Here is a 15086-nt window from a genome sequence, read left to right on the forward strand (position 1 = left end):
ATACCGTCGCTGACATCGTGCAACGACACAGAGCTAACGCTTAGGGTGTCATTTCGCCCTCAGCCGGAACCGACCCCTTGTTGCCGTTCTTGTTATAGATTTCTGCAGCGTTAGCTGCACCGGCTACCAGCAGGGCAGGGATTACCACTGCCAGAATATTGCGCTTCATCATTATTTATTACCCTCATTGGTTTTTTTATGACACTCGCCACTGCCGTCAATAAATTCTGTCAATAAATATTTCCGGAACTATTGATGAGAGTTTGGTGTCTTTATGTATCTGACAGGCATCTTTCCATTCGGCGAAGCGTTTCGCTAGCCTGAAAGTGCTACAATTTTCAAGATTAAGTAACCGAAAGAAAATATGTGTAACCAAATATGTATTTTTCGGAACTTTGTGAACCATCTCAAACTTCAGAACACCCTGGCGAATTAAACAGCAAATTCTATCCTATATATATGAATTCCTTATGATTAATTGAGATAAAGGCGATTCATATAAACAGACGCTAAACGGCTCGTTTTTTCTTATGACTGCAAAAGGCCTTCCGGATGGCTGTAAGATTGGTCGAAATTTGTGCTATCGCTTGAGGGTGTAATAATCGCAATAAGAATGGGGTTTATTTTTTGTGGCTGGATATTTCGCGGAAACAAAACGTAACAGGTAGTGGTTGTGACGGGGGGAAGGTTTAAAGACGCTGACTTTGCGCTGACGAAAACTGACAATACAGAATAAAATAATGGCCAGCATCTGCTGGCCATTTCAGTCTTTTACCGATTAGAAGCTGGCGTTACGTGGAGTACGTGGGAACGGGATCACGTCTCGTACGTTCTGAACACCGGTAACGTAGGCAATCAGACGCTCGAAGCCCAGACCAAAACCGGCGTGCGGTACGGTACCGTAACGGCGCAGATCGCGGTACCAGCTGTAGTCAGCGGGGTTGAGGCCCATCTCTTCCATACGCGCGTCCAGCACGTCAAGACGTTCTTCACGCTGAGAGCCACCGATGATTTCACCAATGCCAGGCGCCAGTACGTCCATCGCTGCCACGGTTTTACCGTCTTCGTTAAGGCGCATATAGAAGGCCTTAATGTCTTTCGGGTAGTTTTTAACGACAACCGGCGCTTTGAAATGCTTCTCGGCCAGATAGCGTTCGTGCTCAGACGCCAGGTCAACGCCCCAGTAAACCGGGTTCTCGAACGTCTCACCGCATTTCTCGAGGATCGCCACCGCGTCCGTATAGTCCACCTGCGCAAAGTCGGCAGAGACGAAACGCTCCAGACGCGCTACAGCATCGCTGTCTACGCGTTCTGCGAAGAATTTCATGTCGTCAGGACGCTCTTCCAGCACCGCTTTGAACACATACTTCAGCATGGCTTCTGCCAGGCCAGCGACATCGTCGAGGTTGGCGAACGCCACTTCAGGCTCCAGCATCCAGAATTCCGCCAGGTGACGGCTGGTGTTGGAGTTTTCGGCGCGGAAGGTTGGGCCAAAGGTGTAGATCTTTGACAGCGCACAGGCGTACGTTTCGCCGTTGAGCTGACCAGATACCGTCAGGAAGGCTTCTTTACCAAAGAAGTCTTTGTCATAGTCCACTTTACCTTCAGGCGTGCGCGGCAGGTTTTCCATGTCCAGCGTCGAAACGCGGAACATCTCACCGGCACCTTCCGTATCGGACGCGGTGATCAGCGGGGTAGACACCCAGAAGTAACCCTGCTCATCGAAGAAACGATGCAGCGCCTGCGCCAGCGTATGACGCACGCGCGCCACCGCACCAATCAGGTTGGTACGCGGACGCAGGTGGGCGACTTCACGCAGATATTCGATGCTGTGGCGTTTTGCCGCCATCGGATAGGTATCCGGATCTTCAACCCAGCCGGTGACTTCAATCGCAGTGGCCTGAATTTCGAAGCTCTGGCCCTGACCCGGTGAAGCCACAACCACGCCGGTAACAATGACGGAGCAACCCGTTGTCAGTCGCAGAACGTCATCATTGTAATTGGGCAGAGAATTATTAATGACGGCCTGTACAGGATCAAAGCAGGAACCGTCATAGACGGCGAGGAAGGAGATGCCAGCTTTAGAATCTCGGCGGGTACGCACCCATCCGCGCACGGTGACTTCCTGGTCAACGGCGACACGGCCCTGGAGTACGTCGGCTACAGGCACAACGCTCATAATATTCTCTCTGTTAATAGTCGGAAAAAATAAACACTTGTCCACCCTTATGGGGGGATATCTATGTTACCTGCCATCCGCTATCAGACAAGTAAATTTCGCAGTCAAAAGAGAAGAATTGAGAAATAAATAATAAGAAGGGAGCCATAAAGGCTCCCGTAAGCGCTTAACTGGCTTTTTTGATCAAGGGGAGGTCGAACGCTTTACGCAATGCGCGGACAAATGCTTTGTCATGGCAGATGGTTTTACCCGGGCTGTCGGAGAGTTTCGCCACCGGCTTGCCGTTACATTCCACCAGTTTGATGACGATATTCAGAGGTTTTACCTGAGGAATATCGCAGGTCAGACGGGTACCAATCCCGAAGCTCAGGTTCACACGGGTGTTGAAATGACGATAGAGGTCGACCGCTTTCGCCAGGTCGAGATTATCCGAGAAGACCAGCACCTTGCTCATCGGGTCAATGCCGAGTTTTTCGTAATGGGCAATGGCTTTCTCGCCCCATTCAACCGGATCCCCGGAGTCGTGCCGTAATCCCTGGTAACGTTCAGCGAACTCGGGACCAAAGTCGCGCAGGAAAGCATCCATCGTAATACAGTCGGTGAGGGCGATCCCGAGCTGATTCGGGTACTCCTCAAGCCATGCGGCCAGCGCCGCGCGCTGGCTATTAGCCAGATCGGGACTGATCTGCTGATGCGCCTGGAACCACTCGTGTGCCTGGGTGCCCATTGGCGTCAGGCTGAGGCGGCGTGCCAGATCGTAGTTACTGGTGCCCACGAACCACGGCTCCCGCTGCAGACGTTTAACGATGGCCTCCTGAACGTCACGCGAGAAACGGCGACGCGTGCCAAAGTCCATCAGGCGGAAGCGGGACAAGTCCAGCCCTTCGGTCAGCGTGGAGAAGGCTGCGAGTTTATTTTCCAGCGCGGCGACCGCCTGCTCGACGCCTTTTTCCGGCGAACGGTAGCGGTGAGCCAGTTCACTGATCACCGCCAGAAGCGGCACTTCCCACATGATCACTTCCCGCCACGGACCTTCAAGGCGAATATCCAGCTTGCCATTATCGTTAACTACGCTGACCTGCTCCGGCTTATAGCGGAAATCGCGCAGCCAGTTCAGGTAGTCGGCTTTGAAGAAAGGCAGGCCAGAAAGCCACTGATATTCCTCGTCCTGCAGCGTCAGATGCTGCATAGCATCGACCTGTTCACGAATGGCGTCTGCGTAGATACCGAGCAAGTCGTCGCCACGACAGCGGAATTCCGCCGCGACGTGAACGTCATAGTAATGGTGGAAAACGGCTTGCTGCATATGCAGTTTATACGCGTCGGTATCCAGCAACGTATGCAGAACTGGAGAAGCGAATTGAGTCATAGGTGCGCAGTAGCATCCTCTCACAGGAGCGTTTAGTACAATAAACAACTCCGGAGTATACCTTGTTTAGTGATTTATTGAACCCCGATCACAACATAAGCGCGTTTTATGGTCGAGGGCATTTTGTGCCCCGTGTTATACAAATGTAGCGATATGGCTGCTAACCACTTGAATTTACAGATTACTACTGTGCTACTACCATGCTTTGGGGCAGTGATGGGGCAAAGCGTGAAAGCGCCTGGTTGAGAAGGGAAACCTGTTCGGCACTCTTCTCTGACATCCACTTTCCATACACCTTGTAAACCATCTGTGCATCGGTATGTCCCATTTGAGTTGCTATAAAGTTTGGGTTTGCCCCAGCTGATAATGACCAGCACGCATAAGTATGTCGCGACTGGTAGGCGTTGCGGTACCGTATTCCGGCGCGCTTGATTATCGGGGCCCAAATTTTATTAATCGAATTAACCGCGTAGTGATATCCTCTACGAGGCCCATGCTTGACGCATTGAGGACTGAAAACGAAAGTGCAGGGGTGTATGACTGACTGGCCATATTCCCGCAATTTCACTTCAATCTCATATTGCCGGCCAAGGCGCGTCAGCTGGGCCTGATTCCTCAGGGCATCAATAGCTGGTTGAATGAGATAAATCACCCTGTCAGTGCCTGCGTCGGTTTTTGGCAGGGTGAACTCATTCGTCTGGGTAAGGTTGCGTTTCACTGTGATCGTTCCGGCATGCAGATCGATATCTTCCCACGCCAGACCGCACAACTCCCCATGCCTCATTCCAGTATAGACTGCCAGCGACCAGAGATTTCTCATCTGCTGGTGGCCGCAAGCCTGGATAAACCGGATAAACTCTTCTGTCGTGAGTGGATCTGGTTCACCTTTCGCTTTTTTGAGGCGGTTAATTCCGCTAAACGGGTTTTCCTTCGCATAACCGTTATCCGCTCCGAACTGGAAGATCTCGGCCATCAGCATCATGTAATTATTCACGGTCGAAGACTTCCTGCCTTTAACCTGTGTCCGGTGATCCTTCTTCATTACATGAAAACCCGTCAGCAACTCCTTTCTCACGTACAGCAAATCCTCAGTGGTCACCGCAGAAACCATTTTGTTTTCGCCGATGCGCGGAAGCATGTTTTTTATGATGGATTCGTACCGACTCATAGTGTTAGAGCTGATTTCCATCCTCTTCAGCTCAGACCACTTTTCGGTAAGCTCCAGCACAGTAATTTCCTTTCTATCCTGACCGAACCGGGCAAGGTTCGGTGAGTTTGGGAATTTTTCCGCATAGTCAAAATTTCCCATCCTTATCGCAAAACAAACTGAAGAACGAAGCTCGCCGGCTATCCTGCGATTTTTGGCAGTATCAGGGACACCGAGGTTTTCCCTGACACGCTTGCCTTTATATACAAACCAGATGCGGAGTGAACCGCCGTGGTTTTCGACGCCTGTCGGGTATGATGCATTAGCCATTAATCCCTCCTGACGTCCAGGAGCGTTGACGAGTGTACTGCTTTTCATGCTGTCTTCGCACCTGGTTGATTTTTTTTCTGAGCCTCGATCCACTGATCAACTGCTTTTCTGTTGTACATGCATTCGCTCGAAGGCTTTGGATTGCCATCTGGTGAAATGTGCAGGTACTCGCGACCAAGCATCCAGGATTCTTTTCTGGCTCGGGTGATGGTTCCGGGCTTAAGCCCGGTAACCGCAATCAGAACCTTTTCGCTAACCCAGTCATTCGGCACCAGAAGAATAATTTCAGCACTGGTTTGCATGGTTCTCCTCCACTTTTTCTTTAGCCAGGCGAACGCACCGCGCGAAAGAAGAGGGCGTTACAATTTCGCGAAGAGCCTGAACCAGAAAATCATTGTGCTGCTGGTGCAGCTGCAGGTTGCGTTCCTTCTCCTCATGGCGCAGGACAGCCAGACGAGCTGTGATGATGCGTCGCTTACCTTTGATCACCCGTAGCGCGTTTTCAGCCTTTTTCCGCCATGCGCTCCAGTCACTGCAGCTGTTCGATCTCGCCAGTTGCTCTTCAATGCTGAGCTGCGCTTCTTCTGCGTTAACAAGCTGCTGCAGGCAATCGCTGATAGTGCTCAGGTTGTCTGTCTCGATAAGAGTTTTTTTCATTATTAATACACCTCTTTTTTGTTGACGCAGTTTTCCCAACCACCGCAGCCATTAACCATTTCTCCCAGCCTCAAGAAACAGGCGTTCATCCAGCGGATCCCCCGAGGTGTCAGCGTTGGTACCGTCCCCCAGTCAATGAAATCCGAACTCTTTCTGCCCATATAATCAATAAGGTCGAGCATGTTGATGTAATGCGCCCGGCGGCGCTCTAAATCCCAACCTTTGTCTTCCAGATACGAATCGATGAATCCCTGCAATGCTGGCTGATTAAGCGAAATATCACCGTACTGGTGGCGATAAACCGGGCGGCGGTGCAGGCTGACCAGATAAAACAGATACGCATCGCATACCCATGTTAAGGCCCGTTTGTGGGCCTCCTCGACTGAACCTGCCGGCATCCAGATATCACTATTTATGGTCACGTTAGTCACTCTCCCCAGGGATCTCCTTCGGATCCTTACGCAGAATGAAACCGCCGAACTCAGGGTGCTGCCAGCGTTTGCGCTTACCACTCGGGCGAACAGATTCTTCCAGCAGCACCTGAAAGGCATGCAGGAATGATTCACGATGCACGCACAGACCACGAACACCTGGAAGTTGCCTTGTTGGCAAATTTGCGAACTGAACCAGGCGACGGCATGAAGGATCGGACAGTCCGGTTTCCCATGACACCTTGTGTACCGGTTCAAATTCAGAATCGGTATTCACAAATCCAGCGCCAGAACCGATGGTTGTCGGCTGACCTGCTGGGGATGCCGGCGCCGCGGCAATCAGGTTAGTGCCACTCACTTCCATTACAGCTTTCATCGTCGCTGATGCGGTTGCTTCGGCCACAACGCGGGCTAGCGAAAGAATGTCGTGGTTCATACTGATTTCCTGTTGATGTGGGTTAGCGCATGGCACTTCTTTGCTGTACGTGCCGGTTGTCATAATGGATGGGAGAACATCCTCACAAACCCAGTCCTGTACACGCTCAGCAGACGGGAGCTGGCTGCGCAGGATCAGCCGGAACATATCAGCCTGGCCGGCAAGCTGAGTTCCACGTGGCTTTTCACCAAAGCCCAATTCTAACGATTCGTTATAATCAAGTTTAATCAGCGCCTTACAATGGTCCTTAAGTGCCTTGGCTGGGTTGGTATACCCAAGAGACTTAGCAAGTTCGACGGCATCAAATGCTGGTTTTCCTTCATAGAGGATTCCGCTCATGGAAAAATTGAGTTCCTCTGAGCTAAAGGTCATTGGTTGGTTATTCATTGCCTTCGCCCTCCAGTTCTTTCTCTTCCCGTTCGGCAATTGCATCGAGTTCTGCATCAAGCGATTCGGCCTCGCCATTGGTCGCGATACGGATAGATTTGAAAGTTGGGTTACTTAACCCGTCACGGCCTTCGCAGATACTGACTGCCGCAGCAACGGCCGCGCCTGTTTCACTGCTTCCCTGGATGAAAGTTGAGTATTCGCGTCGATCGCCGCCCTCTGTCACCGTGAATGTGATTCGGTACCACACGTTAATGAGCTCGTTATTCATTATTTTTCCTTATTGCCCGGCACCTGGCCGGGCCTGTGAATTATTTGACCTGGATAAATGGAGTGCCGGCGCCGCTCGTCATGTACTGGGGAAGGGTGCCATTCCATTTATTGATAGCTTCCAGCTGCATTACCTCCGGGTTCTGGCGAAGCGCATCACCGCGGATACGGATGGATTTTGCTTCTGCCTCTGCAAGCTTCAGCTTTGCGTCGGCCTGGCCATCAGCCTCGGCACGGAGCATGTTTGCCTCCGCTTCACGCTGCTTTACTTCCTGTTCGCGCTGCAGCGTTTTCTGGTTGGCTGTCACTTTGGCGTTGATGCTGTCGATAACCGTCGGTGGGTATTCAGGTTTCCCAACGTAAGAGAGGCTCACAACCTGAATACCTACAGGTCCCATTTCCTCCTGGATCTCTTTAAGCGCGTTGGTCAGCAGGTCGGCTTTACCGCCATCAATGAAGCGGTCTGTGCTCATACGGCTAGACAGTCGGTTAAGAGAGTCCGCAATTTTCTGGCGAAGGTCTGTATCGGTGATATCGTCGACGCCCTTACGGTAGGTCTGGAAAACGGTTGTGACCTTGGTTGGGTCGACTTTGTACGCCACGCCGATGTGGTAGCCGATAGTGGTGCCATCGCTCATCTGGAAGTTAAAAGCGTCTTCATAGGTCTTCATCTGCTTGAAGGTGGGGAAGATGTAAACCTCCGTATTCCAGCCGGTCCAGTAGCGGCCTACGCCTACCACTTCACCAACGCCTTTATCGTCACCCAGCTTGTTGACCTTAATCCCAACGTTGCCAGGCTCAACACGATCACAACCAACAAGACCGATGGCAGAAAGCGCGATAATTGAAGCCATAATTGCTTTTTTCATTTCTTTTCCTTAGTTACGGTTACAACAAGACCCTTACAGATGGCGTAGATGCACGGCGGGGTCAGGATCGCCAGGGCAATACCGGATAACACAGATGTGGTGTCCTTCATCGAAACGAGGATCGGAACAAACAGTCCATAAACGCTGGCGCCAATTACCAGCGATAGAACGAGGCGTAAGTAGGCAATCATCAGCGCACCCCTTCTGGTTTAATGGACTGCAGCTCTGCCTGCTCTTTCACGTAGTGGTCGTGCATGGAGTCCCACTTCGCCAGCCACTTTTGTGCTTCGCGTTTACGTTCCAGGATTCGGCGCAGACGGCGAACACAACGCTGGTGGGCGGCCAGATACTCAGCCTTTGTTTCCCCGTCTCGCCATACTTCCCTGTCATCGAGATCAATACGCACCCGCGGGTGACGCTGCGGAAAACCTGAACGCTCAAAAGCCCCGGTGGTCATGAAGAAAGCCAGATAGCGGATCGCCGTATCTCGCGTGAAGCATTTTTTGATACGACCGTGGCGTACTGCCACGAACAGCGGGCCAACTGGCGTATCGTGCTTCTGTAATGCCAGGTCAATCATGCTTACGGTGCGTTTATCTTTCATTTCCGGTCCTTAACTTTGCTGTATCGTTCGTGACTCATTACTTCCCAGTTCTTGCCGCCATCGCGGGAGAGTAGCCGCCAGCGGTGATTAACCTTGAGGCTCAAATTCCCGGAGCCGTGCATACGGCAGGGGTGAATGCGCCTTGCTCTAAACTGGCTTAAAACGTGTGCTGCTTTGAGGTGAACCCACTCAGGAATTCGTATCGCTGTAAGTGCCATCAGATCCCCCCATTTCATGACCCTCCGTTTTCGGAGCCACCACTTTTTGTTTTTTGACGAACTCAACCAGCTCAGAAATGAGCTCGTCGATTAACTCCTTCCCGCTATCCGTAAGGAATTCACCGCTGCCATTAACATCAACAGCGCTGCTGTAAATTCCCTTGATAGCTTTTACGCCTTCGACATTCCCGTACTCACTGATCGCAAGCCTTTCGAATTTTCTCAATAATCCATCAAGAAGAATCTCTGTTAACTCGACCGTGTTAATGCCGCCTTTATTGAGCTTAATAACAAGGCAGTTACTGCCTGTTTTACGCTGGTGGCGTAATAACGCTGCTTTTAAAGTTCGTCGGCGATATGTTTCAATTACGTTGTTTTTCACGGCGTTCAAACTCCGAATCCATCCACATAGAAACCTGAGCCGATAAATCGAGGCAGAGGCCTGATAAGGAAATTATTTGCTCAATATCCATATCAGTAATGTTCTAGTTAATTAACTCCATTAACTGATAAAGGTTATCTGCTGTGTTTTTAGCGGTTTCGATTGAACTATCTTTGCTAAGCATATTCAGACTCCATAAGCTTTGCGCATGAAAAGGTCTGTGATATGGCGGTATTCTTCGCCATAGGCCTCGAAGAAAAGCCGCGCAGTTTTATAAGCTGCTCTGTCTTTGATGAAAGTCATACGAAGCGCCTCATAGTCATTGAGGCAATAACCCGGCCATGCACTTGCATATCGCTCTGCTCGTCGGCATCAAGCGTAAAGGTCTCGTAATGATGATTGTCAGAAATTATCACCAGAGCACCGTCAGGCAATGGCTCAACACGCTTAACGAATACGCATGGTCGCCCGAAAACATCGCGGGTAAAAACATAAATACCCGCCTCTGAGATTTTTCCGCCACAGTCAGCGAAAGCGATCAGTTCGCATGGCTGGATGGTTGGCTGCATGGAATCCCCACCCATCTGACAAGTCATAACTTTCCCAGGCGTGTACTTACCTTTCTCATCAACAAATAATTCACGAGGATAATCTACTGGCTTATTTATTTGGTTAAGTAAATTATGCATTTTCACTTCCTTGGGGTGAGTCTGTCCTCACCCGTAAAGGTGTTAATTAAATTCAGATTTATTAATTAATATCTTAATTGATTGGCGGAAAACATCCGCTTAATGTCCGGATGATCATCGATTATATTTTTAGCGTCATCACATGCTTCATCATAGGACTTGAAGAAATCAACTAACACGAAACAATTATCAATGCGCTCGTAAACCGCAAACTCTACCCCATCTACACAGGTTGTTCTGAACTGGTAATTAAAACCTTCATCATGAGGCTGGGCTGAAAAACGATGAGACCAGTGAGTATTGCTACCTCTGAGCTTGTCGTGGATATTAAATTTTTTGCTGCCTGTATTTTGATGGGAAGATTTCTTCATCTCATTGGCTCCGTTGTTTGCCGATGGATGAAATATACCTATAGGTAACATTGCAAATCAATACCTACGGGTAATAAAAAGCGATTTATTTTCTAATTATATGATTGTTATAGATTTTTATTTCTTTATCTGTTTGGCTTGTGATTTCAGGGATAAAAAAACCCGGATGAACCGGGTTTGAGGTGTAGGATCATAGGCTTCTAAACGAGGCGCATTTTCGTTTCTATAGCAACCCCTATAATGCGGCAATTACCATTTATAGGCACCACGGGCCACTGTGGGTTCAAACCTTTCAGATAGGATTTTCCACCGTCGAGCACAAGTTTTTTAAAAGTTGCCTCATTGGAGTCGTAAAGCTTAGCTATAACCAGACTACCGTTGATAGGTTCCCTGCCTGTGTCAAAAAGAACATACGTACCTTCGGGTATGCTAAGGCCTGTGGGTGAAGTCATCGAGTCGCCCTCAATCTTCAGCCAAAATGCATCACCTTGTACATGAGCATCAGATTCAAGCCACATGTCTATGTCTTTTAAGCTATAGGCTTCCACAGCTTCACACCATGCACCGGCCTGAACATTACTTATAACAGGATAAGATCTGCTCGGTTTGTAAGGACCTACGTAGCTAACATTTGCATTCTCTAGGCCTATTTCATCCATCCATCCCCTTGGCAAATTAAAGGCCTTCTCAATAACTTCTATCATCCCGTCAGCGATTCGTTTTTTGCCTGCCTTACCTTCTGGCCACAGCATTCGCGATACGTAGGAAGGCTCTCGCTCCAGTTTCCTGGCGAGTTCTGATGCGTTGCCATTGCAGTATTCATCCCGCAACTGGATGAGCCTTAAGCGGCGTTTCTCGTATTTGTCCATAGCTTTCATTCTAGCAGTTGTTACCTGTTGGTAAATTACCTGTGGGTATTGATTATTGTATTACCTGTGGGTAATATCAATCCTGTTGATTTATCCAGAGGCATCATATGGAAACGTTAAAGAGATACATGGCTAGTCTTTCACCAAGACAGAAAAGGGCTTTCGCGGAAAGTTGCGGGACAACAATCAACTATTTGCGCAAGGTTATGAGCACCGGCTCAGTGATTGGTCCTGAAATTTGCGTACAAATTGAGATCCAAAGCGGAGGAGCTGTAAGCCGTCAGTCACTCAACCCTGAAAACTGGCAACGCATCTGGCCAGAACTAAAGGGTACAGAGTCCACCCCTGAGAATAATGAGGTGTGACATGTCACGGCATGCTGGAGGAATCATGAATCACTCTGACTTCGTACGTAAATATTCATTCGATAACCCACTTCAGCGGTTGGTCATGCTTCGCATTTTGATGGGCGGCTCTATGGATGGAGAAGGGGAACGAGTAATCGATCATCAGGTACTTTACGAATTCTGTTGCTGCTCAAAGCAGGCAATGTTTAAGGAGATCAAGGCCCTTGAACGTGCAGGTTTCCTGAAAGTGAGAAAAATTGGTGCTCTCGATAACGGGCTTGCAGTTCGTCTTGAGCCAGCTCGCGGCTACACAATCACGCCAGTTCAGGAGTTTGTATGAGTAGCAAAATTCTCGGTAACGTCTGGGACGCATGCGCCGCGCATGACGTTAAGGGTGCAAAGCTGGTGATTATGGCACGCCTGGCTGACTACTCGAATGATGATGGTGTGTGCTATCCGAGTGTTGAAACTATTTGCCGCCAACTGGGGCTCGGGGAAAGCACGGTCAGGACCGCCATTGCAGAACTGGAGTCTTCCGGTTGGCTGCGTCGTGAATCACGTCGTAAAGGTAATCGCAACACGTCCAATCTTTATCATTTGAATGCCGATCGTCTCGAGGCTCTGGCACGCATTGAGAAGGACAAAGTGGCAGCGCTGAAAAAGCAGCGCAGGACTAACGGTTTTCACCCGTCAGAATCTGACCCTTCAAAATCTGAACCGTCAGATTCTGTATGTTCAAACGGTTTTCACCCGTCAGATTCTGACAAAAATGGCGTTTTCACCCGTCAGAATCTGACCCCAGATCCACAAGTAAATTCAAAACATGATCCACAAGTAAATTCAAAACAAGAATCACAAGATATTAGCGCACGTGGGAAAGCCCCTTCTGAAAACCGCTCTTCCAAAGAGAACTATTCCAACGAGTTCGAGCAGGCATGGCAGGCATACCCAAAACGTGCTGGTGGTAACTCCAAGGCAGCTGCCTGGAAAGCCTGGAAAGCTCGAATCAAAGACGGTGTTACCACTGAGGCAATGCTGGCTGGTGTAAGCCGTTATGCCGGGTATGTTCGCGCCACAGGTAGCGAGGGGACTCAGTTCGTCAAACAGGCTGCAACGTTCTTCGGTCCTGATCGGCACTTCGAAGATGTATGGCAGCCTCCCGCAGGCAAAACCAACGTACGAACCGGAATGCTCCCTGTATCAGGGTTCAGTGAACAAGATTACGGCCAGTCAGACTGCAACTGGTAAGCAGGAGATATCACAATGCTGAATATTAAACAACGCGAAGAAAGGGAAGCTCTGGTGGCAAAGCGCGAAGGGCTTCGTGAAGAACTGGCGTTTGCTGTAGAGCATAAAAAACCATGGCAGTGGGGGAGTTGGGAATCTGGCGAGGTACACGCTGCCACCTGTGAAATGCATGGTGACTATCAACGTATTTCCCTAACTGGAAAAGCCTATCGTGGCGTTGAAAACGTCAAGCATTCCCAATGCCCGGAGTGCGTGAAAGCGGAACTGGCGGACATCGAATCCAGTCTGCGTGCATTACGTGTGGCCGACCTGCTGGACAATGCGGGGATAGCACGACGTTTCGAAGCATGTGAATTCGATAACTACCAAGCTATCAATCAGGATGCGGCCAAAAATCTCGCGTCCTGTCAGCGTTACACCCACAGTTGGCCTGAGCGTCTGAAAGCCGGAACCGGGTTAGTCATGACCGGAAACTGCGGTACTGGTAAAAACCACCTGGCAGTTTCTATTGCGAAAAGCATCATTCGCGATCACCTCGCTAAAGTGGAAATAACCGACGTCATGCGCCTCACACGGGCTGTGAAAAGCACGTGGCGCCACAATGCTGATGTGACAGAGGAAGATGTCATTGAGCGATTTGCTTCACTGGATCTGCTGATTATCGACGAAGTGGGTGTTCAGTTCGGTAGCCCGACTGAAATGACTATCCTGCAGGAAATCATCAATGCCCGGTACGAAAGTATTTTGCCAACAATCCTGATCAGCAATCTCACCTTCGACCAGCTGAAAGAGACGATTGGTGAGCGAATCGTGGATCGGGTTACAGATGGTGGACGCAACCGTCTGGCATTTGGCTGGGGAAGTTTCCGCGCTATTGCGTCAGGAGTAGTAGCATGACCCCTGTCTGGAAAAATGAAGATCTGGAAGGTGCGGTAATCGGCGCGATTTTTCTGCGTGGTGCTGACCCTGAGGTACTGGATATTCTCTCCAGAGTTCCGTCCAGCGCCTTCTCGGTACCACAGTATCGGGAAATCTACACTGGGATCTGCCGTCAGGCGCGAGGGGCCGGTGTTATCGACCCTGTATTGCTCTGCGAAAGCATGCCAAAGCACAGCGCAATCATTCTGGACTCAAGCCGTATCGCATGGGCGAAGTCGGCGCTTGTTTCCTACGTTTCGACGCTGGAGCGTAATGCAGCTGTTCGCGATGCCGAAGCTGTTATTGAAAGGGCGCTGGCAGATCTGCGGAGTGCTCACAATGGTGATGCAGCTTTATCGGCATTCAGGGCCGCACAGAACAGCATTGCCGCAATTTCTCTCGAAGAAAAGACCGTTCAGCCAGTTCACATCGACGACATTCTTCCTGCTGTAGTGGATCGGGTAGATGCACGCAACCGCGGGCTCGAAGAAGCCAGAAGCCTCATGACGGGTATTGAAGAGCTTGATGCAAAGACTGGCGGCATTGAACCAACAGACCTGGTGTTTATCGCTGCGCGTCCGTCGATGGGTAAAACTGAATTGGCGCTGGATATCATCGACAAAGTTTCTGAGCAGGGCCGTGGTGTGCTGTTCTTCAGCATGGAAATGCCAAATATCCAGATCGGAGAGCGAATGGTATCTGCTGCCGGCGGCATGTCAGTTTCGCGCCTGAAAAAGGCTGCTGATTTTGAAGATGAGGACTGGGCCAGACTGACAAACGGTGTAGAGCGCCTGACAGGCCGTAGTATCTGGATGGTTGATTCCACCGATCTGACAGTAGATCAGATTCAACAGATAGCTACCCGCCTACAACTGGCGCATCCGGAAATAGCGCTGGTGGTTGTGGATTACTTGGCACTCATCAAAATCGAAAGCACTGCACGATATGACCTTGCCGTTGGTGAGGTGTCAAAAGGACTCAAGCGTCTGGCTAAATCTAATAAAACGCCGGTGCTTGCACTGAGCCAGCTTTCTCGTGGCGTTGAGTCGCGGCCCAATAAGCGACCGATGAACTCAGACCTCAAAAACTCTGGTGAGATCGAGGCAGATGCTGATCTGATCATGATGCTTTACCGCGACGAAGTTTATAACCCTGAGTCTCAAGCGAAAGGTATCGCGGAAATTAACGTGACCAAACAGCGCAACGGTGAACTAGGCACGATTTACCGTCGATTCTATAACGGGCACTTCCTGCCAATTGACCAGGAGTTAGCAAAGCAGCGTTCGGCGCCACAGCAGAAAACTCAAACCAGACGATACGCAAAAGATAGGCAATCCAGCAATGCAGACTATTAAAACCATTAAA

At 50.0% G+C, this 15086-nt stretch carries 21 protein-coding genes; 5 read left to right on the top strand and 16 right to left on the bottom strand.

Going from position 1 to position 15086, the window contains the following annotated elements:
* Positions 1-40: 40 nt before the first annotated feature.
* The 16 genes from QMN93_RS18655 to QMN93_RS18730 form a co-directional block, all read right to left on the bottom strand.
* Positions 41-172, bottom strand: a complete 132-nt coding sequence (locus QMN93_RS18655; protein WP_323630728.1) for a hypothetical protein — start codon at positions 170-172, stop codon at positions 41-43.
* A 606-nt stretch (positions 173-778) separates the two neighbouring features.
* Positions 779-2179: an asparagine--tRNA ligase gene (gene asnS / locus QMN93_RS18660; protein WP_033145107.1), complete on the bottom strand. Its 1401-nt coding sequence runs from the start codon at positions 2177-2179 to the stop codon at positions 779-781.
* 166 nt (positions 2180-2345) lie between these two features.
* Positions 2346-3548 carry a nicotinate phosphoribosyltransferase gene (gene pncB, locus QMN93_RS18665; RefSeq protein WP_182383255.1) on the bottom strand — a complete coding sequence of 401 codons (1203 nt, stop codon included), beginning with the start codon at positions 3546-3548 and terminating at the stop codon, positions 2346-2348.
* Between the two features lie 184 nt (positions 3549-3732).
* Positions 3733-5025, bottom strand: coding sequence for a site-specific integrase (locus tag QMN93_RS18670; RefSeq protein WP_058657755.1), 1293 nt, complete (start codon positions 5023-5025; stop codon positions 3733-3735).
* A 44-nt stretch (positions 5026-5069) separates the two neighbouring features.
* Entirely contained in the window at positions 5070-5327 is a 258-nt protein-coding gene (locus tag QMN93_RS18675; protein ID WP_058657756.1) for an excisionase family protein, read from the bottom strand.
* Positions 5311-5682 carry a hypothetical protein gene (locus QMN93_RS18680; protein WP_148748584.1) on the bottom strand — a complete coding sequence of 124 codons (372 nt, stop codon included), beginning with the start codon at positions 5680-5682 and terminating at the stop codon, positions 5311-5313. Before QMN93_RS18680 ends, QMN93_RS18675 begins: the two co-directional genes overlap by 17 nt.
* A 2-nt stretch (positions 5683-5684) precedes the next feature.
* Positions 5685-6113 (bottom strand): hypothetical protein, encoded by a 429-nt coding sequence (locus QMN93_RS18685; RefSeq protein WP_233454602.1) that lies wholly within the window; start codon positions 6111-6113, stop codon positions 5685-5687.
* A complete protein-coding gene (locus QMN93_RS18690; protein WP_148748583.1) occupies positions 6106-6936 on the bottom strand; it encodes a BRO family protein in 831 nt (276 codons plus the stop codon). The genes QMN93_RS18685 and QMN93_RS18690 overlap by 8 nt, the downstream gene beginning before the upstream one ends.
* On the bottom strand, positions 6929-7207 hold the full coding sequence (locus QMN93_RS18695; protein ID WP_148748582.1) for a hypothetical protein: 279 nt from the start codon (positions 7205-7207) through the stop codon (positions 6929-6931). Before QMN93_RS18695 ends, QMN93_RS18690 begins: the two co-directional genes overlap by 8 nt.
* 40 nt (positions 7208-7247) lie before the next feature.
* On the bottom strand, positions 7248-8075 hold the full coding sequence (locus tag QMN93_RS18700; RefSeq protein ID WP_148748581.1) for an SPFH domain-containing protein: 828 nt from the start codon (positions 8073-8075) through the stop codon (positions 7248-7250).
* A complete protein-coding gene (locus QMN93_RS18705; RefSeq protein ID WP_148748580.1) occupies positions 8072-8266 on the bottom strand; it encodes a hypothetical protein in 195 nt (64 codons plus the stop codon). The genes QMN93_RS18700 and QMN93_RS18705 overlap by 4 nt, the downstream gene beginning before the upstream one ends.
* Positions 8266-8679 carry a hypothetical protein gene (locus QMN93_RS18710; RefSeq protein WP_323619715.1) on the bottom strand — a complete coding sequence of 138 codons (414 nt, stop codon included), beginning with the start codon at positions 8677-8679 and terminating at the stop codon, positions 8266-8268. Before QMN93_RS18710 ends, QMN93_RS18705 begins: the two co-directional genes overlap by 1 nt.
* Positions 8680-8868: 189 nt before the next feature.
* On the bottom strand, positions 8869-9279 hold the full coding sequence (locus QMN93_RS18715; RefSeq protein ID WP_148748578.1) for a hypothetical protein: 411 nt from the start codon (positions 9277-9279) through the stop codon (positions 8869-8871).
* 299 nt (positions 9280-9578) lie between these two features.
* On the bottom strand, positions 9579-9968 hold the full coding sequence (locus QMN93_RS18720; RefSeq protein ID WP_323619716.1) for a S24 family peptidase: 390 nt from the start codon (positions 9966-9968) through the stop codon (positions 9579-9581).
* A 65-nt stretch (positions 9969-10033) separates the two neighbouring features.
* Positions 10034-10339, bottom strand: coding sequence for a hypothetical protein (locus tag QMN93_RS18725; protein ID WP_058660281.1), 306 nt, complete (start codon positions 10337-10339; stop codon positions 10034-10036).
* 200 nt (positions 10340-10539) lie between these two features.
* On the bottom strand, positions 10540-11208 hold the full coding sequence (locus QMN93_RS18730) for a LexA family transcriptional regulator (RefSeq protein WP_111969765.1): 669 nt from the start codon (positions 11206-11208) through the stop codon (positions 10540-10542).
* 107 nt (positions 11209-11315) lie between these two features.
* Between QMN93_RS18730 and QMN93_RS18735 the strand changes: the two genes are divergently transcribed.
* From QMN93_RS18735 to QMN93_RS18755, 5 genes are read left to right on the top strand one after another with little or no spacing between them, the layout of a single operon-like run.
* On the top strand, positions 11316-11573 hold the full coding sequence (locus tag QMN93_RS18735) for a YdaS family helix-turn-helix protein (RefSeq protein ID WP_213320056.1): 258 nt from the start codon (positions 11316-11318) through the stop codon (positions 11571-11573).
* 25 nt (positions 11574-11598) lie between these two features.
* Positions 11599-11895 carry a hypothetical protein gene (locus tag QMN93_RS18740; protein WP_058660279.1) on the top strand — a complete coding sequence of 99 codons (297 nt, stop codon included), beginning with the start codon at positions 11599-11601 and terminating at the stop codon, positions 11893-11895.
* On the top strand, positions 11892-12803 hold the full coding sequence (locus tag QMN93_RS18745) for a helix-turn-helix domain-containing protein (RefSeq protein ID WP_323619717.1): 912 nt from the start codon (positions 11892-11894) through the stop codon (positions 12801-12803). Before QMN93_RS18740 ends, QMN93_RS18745 begins: the two co-directional genes overlap by 4 nt.
* Positions 12804-12818: 15 nt before the next feature.
* Positions 12819-13700 carry an ATP-binding protein gene (locus QMN93_RS18750; protein ID WP_228861752.1) on the top strand — a complete coding sequence of 294 codons (882 nt, stop codon included), beginning with the start codon at positions 12819-12821 and terminating at the stop codon, positions 13698-13700.
* On the top strand, positions 13697-15076 hold the full coding sequence (locus tag QMN93_RS18755; RefSeq protein WP_323619720.1) for a DnaB-like helicase C-terminal domain-containing protein: 1380 nt from the start codon (positions 13697-13699) through the stop codon (positions 15074-15076). Before QMN93_RS18750 ends, QMN93_RS18755 begins: the two co-directional genes overlap by 4 nt.
* The last annotated feature ends 10 nt before the right edge of the window (positions 15077-15086 follow it).

Source organism: Enterobacter sp. R-1.6.2, from assembly GCF_035064085.1.
Taxonomy (GTDB): Bacteria; Pseudomonadota; Gammaproteobacteria; order Enterobacterales; family Enterobacteriaceae; genus Enterobacter; species Enterobacter asburiae_B.

Bases quoted from the DNA above. Each gene is read 5' to 3' on its own strand.
- QMN93_RS18720 (WP_323619716.1), bottom strand. From the start codon at position 9,968: ATGCATAATTTACTTAACCAAATAAATAAGCCAGTAGATTATCCTCGT.
- pncB (WP_182383255.1), bottom strand. From the start codon at position 3,548: ATGACTCAATTCGCTTCTCCAGTTCTGCATACGTTGCTGGATACCGAC.
- QMN93_RS18750 (WP_228861752.1), top strand. From the start codon at position 12,819: ATGCTGAATATTAAACAACGCGAAGAAAGGGAAGCTCTGGTGGCAAAG.
- QMN93_RS18690 (WP_148748583.1), bottom strand. From the start codon at position 6,936: ATGAATAACCAACCAATGACCTTTAGCTCAGAGGAACTCAATTTTTCC.
- QMN93_RS18735 (WP_213320056.1), top strand. From the start codon at position 11,316: ATGGAAACGTTAAAGAGATACATGGCTAGTCTTTCACCAAGACAGAAA.
- QMN93_RS18670 (WP_058657755.1), bottom strand. From the start codon at position 5,025: ATGGCTAATGCATCATACCCGACAGGCGTCGAAAACCACGGCGGTTCA.
- QMN93_RS18710 (WP_323619715.1), bottom strand. From the start codon at position 8,679: ATGAAAGATAAACGCACCGTAAGCATGATTGACCTGGCATTACAGAAG.
- QMN93_RS18695 (WP_148748582.1), bottom strand. From the start codon at position 7,207: ATGAATAACGAGCTCATTAACGTGTGGTACCGAATCACATTCACGGTG.
- QMN93_RS18705 (WP_148748580.1), bottom strand. From the start codon at position 8,266: ATGATTGCCTACTTACGCCTCGTTCTATCGCTGGTAATTGGCGCCAGC.
- QMN93_RS18700 (WP_148748581.1), bottom strand. From the start codon at position 8,075: ATGAAAAAAGCAATTATGGCTTCAATTATCGCGCTTTCTGCCATCGGT.
- QMN93_RS18755 (WP_323619720.1), top strand. From the start codon at position 13,697: ATGACCCCTGTCTGGAAAAATGAAGATCTGGAAGGTGCGGTAATCGGC.
- QMN93_RS18655 (WP_323630728.1), bottom strand. From the start codon at position 172: ATGATGAAGCGCAATATTCTGGCAGTGGTAATCCCTGCCCTGCTGGTA.
- QMN93_RS18680 (WP_148748584.1), bottom strand. From the start codon at position 5,682: ATGAAAAAAACTCTTATCGAGACAGACAACCTGAGCACTATCAGCGAT.
- QMN93_RS18675 (WP_058657756.1), bottom strand. From the start codon at position 5,327: ATGCAAACCAGTGCTGAAATTATTCTTCTGGTGCCGAATGACTGGGTT.
- QMN93_RS18745 (WP_323619717.1), top strand. From the start codon at position 11,892: ATGAGTAGCAAAATTCTCGGTAACGTCTGGGACGCATGCGCCGCGCAT.
- asnS (WP_033145107.1), bottom strand. From the start codon at position 2,179: ATGAGCGTTGTGCCTGTAGCCGACGTACTCCAGGGCCGTGTCGCCGTT.
- QMN93_RS18740 (WP_058660279.1), top strand. From the start codon at position 11,599: ATGAATCACTCTGACTTCGTACGTAAATATTCATTCGATAACCCACTT.
- QMN93_RS18730 (WP_111969765.1), bottom strand. From the start codon at position 11,208: ATGGACAAATACGAGAAACGCCGCTTAAGGCTCATCCAGTTGCGGGAT.
- QMN93_RS18725 (WP_058660281.1), bottom strand. From the start codon at position 10,339: ATGAAGAAATCTTCCCATCAAAATACAGGCAGCAAAAAATTTAATATC.